General features: G+C 70.4%; 6 protein-coding genes. 2 read left to right on the forward strand and 4 right to left on the reverse strand.

Annotation, left to right across the window (positions count from 1 at the left end; genetic code table 11):
- Positions 1-11: 11 nt before the first annotated feature.
- Entirely contained in the window at positions 12-1,463 is a 1,452-nt protein-coding gene (locus tag ABZX90_RS40400) for an NCS2 family permease (RefSeq protein WP_351120602.1), read from the reverse strand.
- 262 nt (positions 1,464-1,725) lie between these two features.
- Between ABZX90_RS40400 and ABZX90_RS40405 the strand changes: the two genes are divergently transcribed.
- Positions 1,726-2,001: a DUF2530 domain-containing protein gene (locus ABZX90_RS40405; RefSeq protein ID WP_351120604.1), complete on the forward strand. Its 276-nt coding sequence runs from the start codon at positions 1,726-1,728 to the stop codon at positions 1,999-2,001.
- A gap of 113 nt (positions 2,002-2,114) precedes the next feature.
- Positions 2,115-4,514: a cation-translocating P-type ATPase gene (locus ABZX90_RS40410; protein WP_351120606.1), complete on the forward strand. Its 2,400-nt coding sequence runs from the start codon at positions 2,115-2,117 to the stop codon at positions 4,512-4,514.
- Positions 4,515-4,528: 14 nt separating this feature from the next.
- Here ABZX90_RS40410 and ABZX90_RS40415 read toward each other — a convergent pair whose 3' ends face one another.
- The 3 genes from ABZX90_RS40415 to ABZX90_RS40425 all read right to left on the reverse strand — a co-directional run bounded on the left by ABZX90_RS40415 (position 4,529) and on the right by ABZX90_RS40425 (position 9,833).
- Positions 4,529-5,380, reverse strand: a complete 852-nt coding sequence (locus tag ABZX90_RS40415; RefSeq protein ID WP_351120608.1) for a DUF5707 domain-containing protein — start codon at positions 5,378-5,380, stop codon at positions 4,529-4,531.
- Positions 5,381-5,661: 281 nt separating this feature from the next.
- The gene (locus ABZX90_RS40420) at positions 5,662-6,441 is read right to left on the reverse strand and encodes a calcium-binding protein (protein WP_351120610.1); all 780 of its coding nucleotides are present in this window, start codon (positions 6,439-6,441) and stop codon (positions 5,662-5,664) included.
- A 230-nt stretch (positions 6,442-6,671) separates the two neighbouring features.
- Positions 6,672-9,833 carry a molecular chaperone Hsp90 gene (locus ABZX90_RS40425; protein ID WP_355213333.1) on the reverse strand — a complete coding sequence of 1,054 codons (3,162 nt, stop codon included), beginning with the start codon at positions 9,831-9,833 and terminating at the stop codon, positions 6,672-6,674.
- Positions 9,834-10,049 lie beyond the last annotated feature (216 nt).

Here is a 10,049-nt window from a genome sequence, read left to right on the forward strand (position 1 = left end):
GCAGGTGCCGCTCAGGTCAGGCCGAGGGCCGGCATCAGGTAGTAGAACGTGAACACCGCCGACACCACGTACATGGCGACCGGGATGTCGCGGCCGCGGCCCGCCGCCAGACGCAGCACGACGAAGGTGATGAAGCCCATCCCGATGCCGTTCGTGATCGAGTAGGTGAACGGCATCATCATCATGGTCACGAAGGCCGGGATGGCGATGGTGTAGTCCGCCCAGTCGATCTCCTTGATCGAGTGGGACATGATCAGGAAGCCGACCGCGATCAGCGCGGGGGTGGCGGCCTGGGACGGGACCATCGTGGCGACGGGGGTCAGGAAGAGGGCGACGGCGAAGAGCGCGCCGGTGACCACGTTCGCGAAGCCCGTCCGGGCACCCTCGCCGACGCCCGCGGTGGACTCCACGAAGCACGTGGTGGCCGAGGAGGACGTGGCGCCGCCCGCGGCGACGGCGATGCCGTCGACGAAGAGGACCTTGTTGATGCCGGGCATGTTGCCCTGCGCGTCCGTCAGCTTGGCCTCGTCGCTGATGCCCATGATCGTGCCCATCGCGTCGAAGAAGCACGACAGCAGCACGGTGAAGACGAAGAGGATGCCGGTCAGCACGCCGACCTTGCCGAAGCCGCCGAAGAGGCTGACCTGGCCGACGAGCCCGAAGTCGGGGCTGGCGACCGGGTTGCCGGGCCACTTCGGGGTGGTCAGACCCCAGGACGGGATGGTGGCCACGGCGTTGATGATCACCGCGACGACCGTCATGGTGACGATCGAGATGAGGATGGCGCCCGGCACCTTGCGCACGATCAGCGCGAGGGTGAGCAGGGTGCCGAGGATGAAGACCAGGACGGGCCAGCCGGTGAGGTGACCGTCGGTGCCGAGCTGGAGCGGGACGGTCGTCTGGGCGATGTCCGGGATGCGTGTGACGAAGCCGGAGTCGACCAGGCCGATCAGCATGATGAACAGGCCGATGCCGATCGCGATGCCCTTGCGCAGGCCCAGCGGCACCGCGTTCATGACGCGCTCACGCAGACCGGTGGCGACCAGGAGCATCACGATGAAGCCCGCGAGGACCACCATGCCCATGGCGTCCGGCCAGGACATCCGGGGCGCGAGCTGGAGGGCGACGACCGTGTTCACGCCGAGGCCCGCCGCCAGCGCGATCGGCACATTGCCGATGACGCCCATGAGGAGGGTGGTGAAGGCCGCGGTCAGCGCGGTCGCGGTGACCAGCTGCCCGTTGTCGAGGTGGTGCCCGTACATGTCCTTCGCGCTTCCCAGGATGATCGGGTTCAGCACGATGATGTACGCCATCGCGAAGAAGGTGGCGAAACCGCCGCGGATCTCACGCGGGAGGCTGGAGCCCCGCTCGGAGATCTTGAAGTAGCGGTCGAGGGCGCTCTGCGCGGGCCGGGACTCCGGCTCCTGCGGGGCGGGGGCCTTGGTGGCGGCCGAGGTGGACATGCGGGTCCTCAAGCGTGCAGGGGGACGGTGAACATGATCGAGCCTGGTCAGCAGTCGCTCACCAACAGGTTTCCCCCAGGTCGCTGTTGGTGATTTATACGAATACAACTGGCCAGACTCGGACGGTTTCAGTATGAACATATGAGTCAGAAATCGCTATCTCCGCGCGTAGACCCTTGGTGCGCAAGGGGAGGGCGGGGGTGAGCGCAACCGATCTCCGACCCTCGTAAGCTGTGCACTCCGACCCTCGTAAGCTGTGCACATGGCGAAGTGGACCCCCAAGCACGAGGCGCCGGAGCCCCTGGAGGGCCCCGTCGTCGCCACCATCACGGGCGGCACGATCCTCTGGTTCGTCCTCTTCCTGGTGCAGCTGCCGTTCTACGGCTGGTTCGACGACCACGGACACCTGTGGTGGCTGTGGACCTGCCTGGCCGGCGCGGGCCTCGGACTGATCGGCATCTGGTACGTCCGCAGGCGTGACGCCGCGATCAAGCGCGCCCACGCCGCCGACTCCTCCTCCGCCCCCGTGACGGAGTAACGGGACTTCCCCTACACCCACGGCATCATTCCCCGCCGCCTCCGTCCTTCGCAGGTCGGATCTTTGGTGCACTCGGCGGGTGAAGCCGTATATCCGGCCGTACCGTCGATGGCATGACCCACATCGACGCGGGCGCCGAACTCGATCCTGTTCACCCCGTGCCCATACCCGCCTCCCGGCGGCGGGAGGGGTTGTCCGCCGCCGAGGTGGCCGAGCGGGTCGCACGCGGCGAGGTGAACGACGTCCCGGTGCGCAGCAGCCGTTCGGTGGGCGAGATCGTCAAGGCGAACGTCTTCACCCGGTTCAACGCGATCATCGGTGTGCTCTGGCTGATCATGTTGGTCGTGGCACCGTTCCAGGACAGCCTGTTCGGCTACGTGATCATCGCCAACACCGGGATCGGCATCATCCAGGAGTGGCGGGCCAAGAAGACCCTGGACTCGCTCGCGGTCATCGGCGAGGTGAAGCCGACCGTCCGCAGGGACGGGGTCGCCGCCGAGGTCCGTGCGTCGGAGATCGTGCTCGGGGACCTCATCGAGATCGGGCCCGGCGACAAGGTCGCCGTCGACGGCAGCTGCGCGGAGGCCGACGGGCTGGAGATCGACGAGTCGCTGCTCACCGGCGAGGCCGACCCCGTGGTCAAGCACGCCGGCGATCCGGTGATGTCGGGCAGTTTCGTGGTCGCGGGCACCGGCGCCTTCACGGCGACGAAGGTGGGCCGGGAGGCGTACGCGGCACAGCTCGCGGAGGAGGCCTCACGGTTCACGCTGGTCCACTCCGAGCTCCGCAGCGGTATCTCCACGATCCTCAAGTACGTGACGTGGATGATGATCCCGACAGCCATCGGCCTGGTCATCAGCCAGCTCGTCGTCAAACAGCACGGCTTCAAGGACTCCATCGCGCGGACCGTCGGAGGGATCGTGCCGATGGTCCCCGAGGGGCTGGTCCTGCTCACCTCCGTCGCCTTCGCGATCGGTGTCATCCGCCTTGGCCGAAAACAGTGCCTCGTGCAGGAACTCCCCGCCATCGAGGGCCTCGCCCGCATCGACACCGTCTGCCTCGACAAGACCGGCACCCTCACCGAGGGAGGCATGAACGTCACCGAGCTGCGGCCGCTGCAGGGCGGCGACGAGTCGTATCTGCGCAAGGTCCTCGGCGCGCTCGGCGAGTCGGATCCGCGGCCGAACGCCTCCCTCCAGGCGATCATCGCCGCCTACCCGGACAGCGAGGAGTGGCGCTGCACCCAGTCGCTGCCCTTCTCCTCCGCGCGCAAGTACAGCGGGGCCGGGTTCAGCGAGGGCAACGGAGAGTCGAGCACCTGGCTGCTCGGCGCGCCCGACGTACTGCTGCCCGACGGGGACGCGGCGCTCACCGAGACCGAGCGGCTGAACGAGGCGGGGCTGCGGGTCCTGCTGCTCGCGAGGACCACCAAGGACCTCGACGACGCCGACGTCGCGAAGGCCGCGCGGCCGACCGCGCTGGTGGTCCTGGAGCAGCGGTTGCGCCCGGACGCGGCCGAGACCCTGCGCTACTTCGCCGACCAGGACGTCAAGGCCAAGGTCGTCTCCGGCGACAACGCGGTGTCGGTGGGCGCGGTCGCCGACAAGCTGGGGCTCACCGGCGAGGTCGTGGACGCGCGCCGGCTGCCGGACGAGCCGGAGGAGATGGCGAAGTCCCTGGAGAAGGGCACGGTCTTCGGGCGGGTCACCCCCCAGCAGAAACGGGACATGGTCGGCGCCCTGCAGTCGCGCGGGCACACGGTGGCGATGACCGGCGACGGCGTGAACGACGTCCTCGCCCTGAAGGACGCCGACATCGGGGTGAGCATGGGCTCGGGGTCCGAGGCGACCCGCGCGGTGGCGCAGATCGTGCTGCTCAACAACAGCTTCTCGACGCTGCCGTCGGTGGTCGGGGAGGGCCGCCGGGTCATCGGGAACATCACCCGGGTCGCGACGCTCTTCCTGGTCAAGACGGTCTACTCGGTGCTGCTGGCCGTCCTGGTGGTGTGCTGGCAGGTCGAATACCCCTTCCTGCCCCGCCACCTGACCCTGCTGTCCACGCTGACGATCGGCATCCCGGCGTTCTTCCTCGCCCTCGCCCCCAACAAGGAGCGCGCCCAGCCCCACTTCGTGCGGCGGGTGATGCGGTATTCGATCCCCGGCGGGGTCGTCGCGGGGGTGGCCACCTTCCTGACGTATCTGATCGCGCGCCACTACTACACGGGGGAGGGTTCGCTGGACGCGGAGACGAGCGCCGCGACGCTGACGCTCTTCCTGATCTCGATGTGGGTGCTCGCGATCATCGCCCGGCCGTACACCTGGTGGCGGATCTGCCTCGTCGCCGCGATGGGCGGGGCGTTCCTGCTGGTGCTCGTCGTGCCGAGGTTGCAGCACTTCTTCGCGCTGAAGCTGGTCGGCGCGACGATGCCATGGATCGCGGTGCTGATCTCGGTGGTGGCGGCGGCCGTCCTGGAACTCCTGTGGAGGTGGGTCGACCGCCGCGTTCCCGCGTAGGGCTACTTCATGGGTTACTGCACGTCGACGTAGTCACCCGTGGCCTTGACGGCCGGGGTGGTCGAGGTGCCCGCGAAGTTGTAGCGGAAGTAACCGTCGACGGTGGCCGTCGTGGTGGTCTTCAGGTTGCCGGAGCTGTCCGTCTTGACCGTCTTGAGGGTGGTGTAGGTGTCGCTGGTCTTCTTGCGGAACTGGAGCTGCACCGACTGGGCGGTGTAGCCGTGGTACGCGAGGTCGTCCCAGTTCGCGCGGGACAGCTTGCCGGTCACCGTGACGGTCCGGCCCTTCTTGACCGGCTCCGGGGCGGCGTTGACCGTCAGCTTGGAGGCGCGCTGGACCCGGGCGGTCTTGTAGGCGTCGGTGATGACGTAGTCGCCGTCGTTGCCCACGGCGCCGGCCCACACCTTCCAGGTGCCGGCCAGGATGTTGGCGTAGATGTTGTCGTTCGGGTCGGCGACGACCGTGACCGAGCAGGTCCCGGTGGTGTCGCTGGTGGCGGTGCAGGTGCCCATGTCGGCGTCCGGAACGATCGCGCCATCGACGTTGTCGAGGTCCGAACCGTGCCAGAGCATGGCGTAGCCGTCGTAGATGCCGGACGGGTCGGTGGCCGTCACCGAGATGGTGAAGGTCTTCTTCTGGCTGATGCCGACCACGATGTCCTTGCCGCTGTTGACGGTGACACCCGTGATCTGGGTGTCACCGACGACCTCGTCCGCGGGCGAGGAGCCGGTGAACGGCGTGATCTTCGAGGTGGTCGGCACCAACGAGGCGAGCGAGATGTGGCCGTCCGCCTGCGCGGCCGGCACGGCAAGGGCGGAGAGGGCCAGGGCGCCGGAGACGGCGGCCACAGTGGCACGGATGCGCATGCGATCCCCAAGTGGAGAAAGGGGCCCCGGGGGTGGTCGTTCCTTACGGCTCGCCTTCACACGGGGCCCACGTGATGGTGGAGTCTGCTGACTCGGAAGAAAAGATCACCCAGATGTACGAATGGTTGTACGGGAGGTGAAATTTTGTTCTCCTCTGGACCACATCGCGACGGACGGGAGGGGACGGCCCCGAGCCCTCGCGGTCCCGGCCCGGCGGGGGCAAACGAAAATCCCCGGCCCTGAGGGCCGGGGATCGAGATCGAGCCGTGTCGAGCCGTGGGTTACTGCACGTCGACGTAGTCACCCGTGGCCTTGACGGCCGGGGTGGTCGAGGTGCCCGCGAAGCTGTAGCGGAAGTAACCGTCGACGGTGGCCGTCGTGGTGGTCTTCAGGTTGCCGGAGCTGTCCGTCTTGACCGTCTTGAGGGTGGTGTAGGTGTCGCTGGTCTTCTTGCGGAACTGGAGCTGCACCGACTGGGCGGTGTAGCCCGCGTACCTGCCGGTGTCCCAGTTCGCGCGGGTCAGCGCGCCGGTGACCGTGACGGTCCTGCCCTTCTTCACCGGCTCCGGCGAGGCGTTGACCGTCAGCTTCGACAGGCGCTGGACCTGGAAGCTCTTGGCGTTCTCCTTCAGCGTGTAGTCGGCGTCCTTGCCTGTGGCGATCGCCCAGACCTTCCAGCCGCCGGCCACCGAGTTGAGCAGGTTGTAGCCCGGCTCCAGGTCGAAGGTCGACTTGCAGGTCGACGTCGTGGAGCTGACCACGGTGCAGGTGGCACGGCCGTCGCTGCCGTTGGCGACGGCACCGCTGTCGGACGCGTCGATGTTCGCACCGTGGTACAGGATCGCCTGCGCCCAGTCGACGCCCGAGGCGTCCTTGACGGTGAAGCTGACCGTGATGGTCTTCGTCGCGGTCGCGCCGACGACGACCGGGTTGCCGCCGTTCACCACGACGTTCGAGATCGTGGTGTCTCCCTGAACCTCGTCGGCCTGCGCGGCAGGCACGACGAAAGCGGAGAGGGCCAGGGCGCCGGTGACAACGCCGAGGGTGGCACGCATGCGCATGTATTCCCCAGGTCGAGAAGGGCCCCGCCGCTCCTCGTTCCACGGCTCGCGGTCACGGACGGGGCCAAATGATCGTGAGTCTCTTGACTCGCGTGCTCAGATCCGTGACGGAAGCGAATGGTTGTACGAGTCAGAAAACCTTTATGCGTGTATGACCAAGGTCACAGCACAGGCCCGCCCAAGGGGTCGCACACCCTCAGCGTGTACGACCCCGGGGCTCGGCCCCGGCCTCAGTCGAACCAGCGGTCGCGCGCCAGTTCCTCAGTGCGGGACGGGTCCTCCAGCAGCGCCGCGACCTCGAAACGGCGCGGCCACTGACCCGCCGACCAGGCGAGTCCGGCGGCGACGCCCTCCAGGGTGGAGGCGTGCAGCACCCCGTCCCGGGTGCGGCGCCAGTCGAGTTCGGTGCCGTCGACCACGAGCTCCTCGTGCTCGACGTACGAGGCGGGGGTCGCGGGGCCCAGCAGGACCCGTACGGACTCCGGTACGTCGTGCTCGGTGCCCTCGGAGGTCACCTCTCCGGTGACGGACTCGCTGAGCCGCCGCACCTGGAACAGCTCGGCGAGCTCGGCGGCCCGCGACGGCCGCACCGGCAGCAGCGGCATCCCGTCGGTGAAAGCCAGCAGATCCGGCGAGTCCACGACCACCGCGTCGGCGGCGTCCACGACCCGCACCTCACCGTCCACGACGGCCCGCAGCTCGTCCGGCAGTGTCACCTGCTCGGGGTCGAGATCGGCCAAGGCGCCGTAGAGGGCGTGCAGTTGGGTACCTGAGACCTCGCGGTCCGGGTCGGCGAGCCGGTCGAGCAGTTCGGCGGCGCCGCCCGGCTCGTCGAGCAGGGCGGCCACGGACGTACGGACGCCGAGCGCCCGCAGCACCTGTTCGTCGTCGAAGCCGGTCGCGTCGGCCTCGTCGTACAGGCCGCGCAGCAGCGGATCACCGCCGGCCGCGAGCAGACCCGCCGGGTGGCGCCCGTCGAGCACCGGATGCCCGCGCAGCCACCAGGCCGTGTACGGCCGGACGATCTCGTGCGTGCCGTCCGGCAGCAGGATGCGCACCTGCTGGGTGATCGCGTCCCGCAGCGGCGGCTGCGCGAGCAGGGCGAGCGCCTGCGGCCACCGGTCGTCGTCCACCAGGTCCAGATCCCGTACGGCGACGATCTCGGTCGCGACGGGCGGCACCGGCGATTCGGGCAGCCGGTCCAGCACGTCCTCGCACCACACGTCCACCGCGTCCAGCAGACCCGCGTCGTCGGGTTCGGCGAAGTCCCCGTCGCGCGGCTCCAGTTCGTCCGGATCGAGAACGATGTCGGTGGCGCGCACCAGGGCGAAGCCCGCGAGCACGCCACAGGCGGCGAGCGGCTGCTCGCCCCAGCGCTCGGCCAGCTCGGAGTCGACGAAGGCGAGTTCGTCCTCGCGCATGATCCGGGCGAACGGGCTTCCGGGCAGCACGAGTTCACCGGCGGGCACCAGCTCCCCCTCGTCGTCCGGCAGGGCGAGGGCGCCGAGCCAGGGCTCGTCGCCGGGTTCGAGAGCCGCGTCACGGACCAGCGCGAGGACGGTGTCCGCCAGCTCCTCCGCGTCCGGGGTGTCCTCGTCCCAGGCTGCGCCCTCGTCGTCGAGCGAGGCGGCCACGGCGGCCCGCACCTGCGGGGTGGTGAGCACCGCGCGGGGCGAGGCGGGAAGAGCGCCCAGCTTCTCCAGGAGCGGGTGGGCCGCGTCCGGGTGCGCGACCTTGAGGCCGAGGCGGGCGAGCGTGTCGGGGGCAACCAGGGACCCGTCGGCGGTGGGCAGCAGGATCTGGCGGGGCCCGATCGTCGTCCGGCCGTCGGCCAGCGGCACCGGCAGTCCGGACAGCCGGTCCGGGTCGACCCCGGCGAGGCTCTCGTACAGCCGGTGCCACCACTGCGGGTCCTTCTCCAGACCGGCCAGCCGGTCCACGGCCTCGGTGAGCGGCACCCGGGCCACCCCCAGCGTGCGCAGCTCCACCCGCCGTTCGAGCCCGGCGGGCAGCAGGCTGGGCAGCACCTCGGCGAGCACCCGGACGGTCTCGGCGCCCGCGCCCTCCACCAGCTCGGCATCGCGCGGCCGCAGCGCGGTGGGGTTCTCCGCGGGGCTGCTCTCGGGCCAGTCGGCGGGGGTGTCGGCGGCCGGCATCCGGTCCGGCGGGGCGGCGGGCGGCAGGAACGCGGTGCGCGGCAGCCGGTCCAGGATCGCCTGGCGCAGGGTGCCGTCCAGCTCGCCCTGGCCGAGCGGGCCGGGCACCAGGTCGATGATCCCGGTGCTCACCGGCCGCCAGGCGGCGAGGAGTTCGGCGTAGGCGTCCGCCGCGCGCTCCACCAGGAAGTCGGTGAGCGGGCCGGGGGCGGCGCGGCGCCGGGTGGTGTCGAGCGGGAGGGAGGCGATGAGGAGCGCGGGCACGCCGAGGGCTTCGTCGCTCGGCGTCGGCGCGTGCACGACGGGGCTGGTCCGCGGGCGGGCCGGGGCTCCCTCGGCGTCGACCGGGACGGCCCAGGTCACGGACCAGTGCGGGCGCAGCCGCTCCTCGACCGGACGGTCGGAGAGCAGAGCGGGGTCGAGGGGGCCGTGGTGGGCGACGGTGCGGTAGCGGGTCGTGCCGTCACGGGAGTCGTCGATGACGGCCCCGTGCTCGGCGTCGCCGCGACGCAGCGTGCGGACCTCCGCGTCACCGATCTCGACGACCACCTCCTCCAGGCCGGGAAGGGCGAGCAGGAGGGCGTCGTCGATGTTCCGCAGGAGGCGCTCGGCGAGGTCCTCGGCGGCGGTGTCGCGCAGCGGCAGGATGACGGCGGTGTCGTACGGGTCCGGGGCGGTGCCCTCGGCCGCGAACGGCAGCCGCAGCAGCGGCACATGGCCGTCCCGGCGGCGGATCTCGTCGCCGAGGCCCGGGCTGTTCCCGGCGGTGCCGGCGGCGAGGTCACGGGCCTCGGCGAGCGCCCAGCGGACACCGCCGTGCCGCCCGACGACGGCGGGCTCGTCCGTCACCGCGAGGACCGCGGCGAACCCGACACCGAAACGGCCCACGGCCGTGTCGTGCGCGTCCCGCTTCGCGGAGGCGCGGAGGGTGGCCAGCGACTCGACGCCGGCGGCGTCGAGGGGGGCGCCGGTGTTGGCCGCCACGAGGACGCCGTCGCGGAGGGTGAGGCGCAGACGGCCCGGGGTGCCCGCGCGGGCGGACGCGTCGGCGGCGTTCTGGGCGAGCTCCACGACGAGCCGGTCGCGGTACCCGCCGAGGACGAGGTCCTCCTCGGCGTTGGCGTCCTCACGGAACCGGGCCGGGCTGGTCGCCCAGGCGTCCAGCACACCGCGCCGCAGACGCGCCGTGCCGAACGGGTCCGCGCCCTCGGCAGCCGGCCGCACGAACTTACTCACGGGTTCACTCTCCCTCTCGCCTGGCGCGACCGCGAATGCAGCGGCGGGTCGCGGCATGAAGGTACCGCGCGCTATCCCTGACTTCTGCCGCCGCTTGCCACCGCGTGGGGCGTCTGCGGGTTCGTTGTGGGTCGGGGCCGTGCCGGTACATCCGCCCGTCGCCGCTGGATCAGACGTGAGCTTCCGAGGGAACCGCTGCTCGATCCGAACGTAAGC

It is taken from the genome of Streptomyces sp. NPDC002935 (assembly GCF_040611295.1).
Taxonomy (GTDB): Bacteria; Actinomycetota; Actinomycetes; order Streptomycetales; family Streptomycetaceae; genus Streptomyces.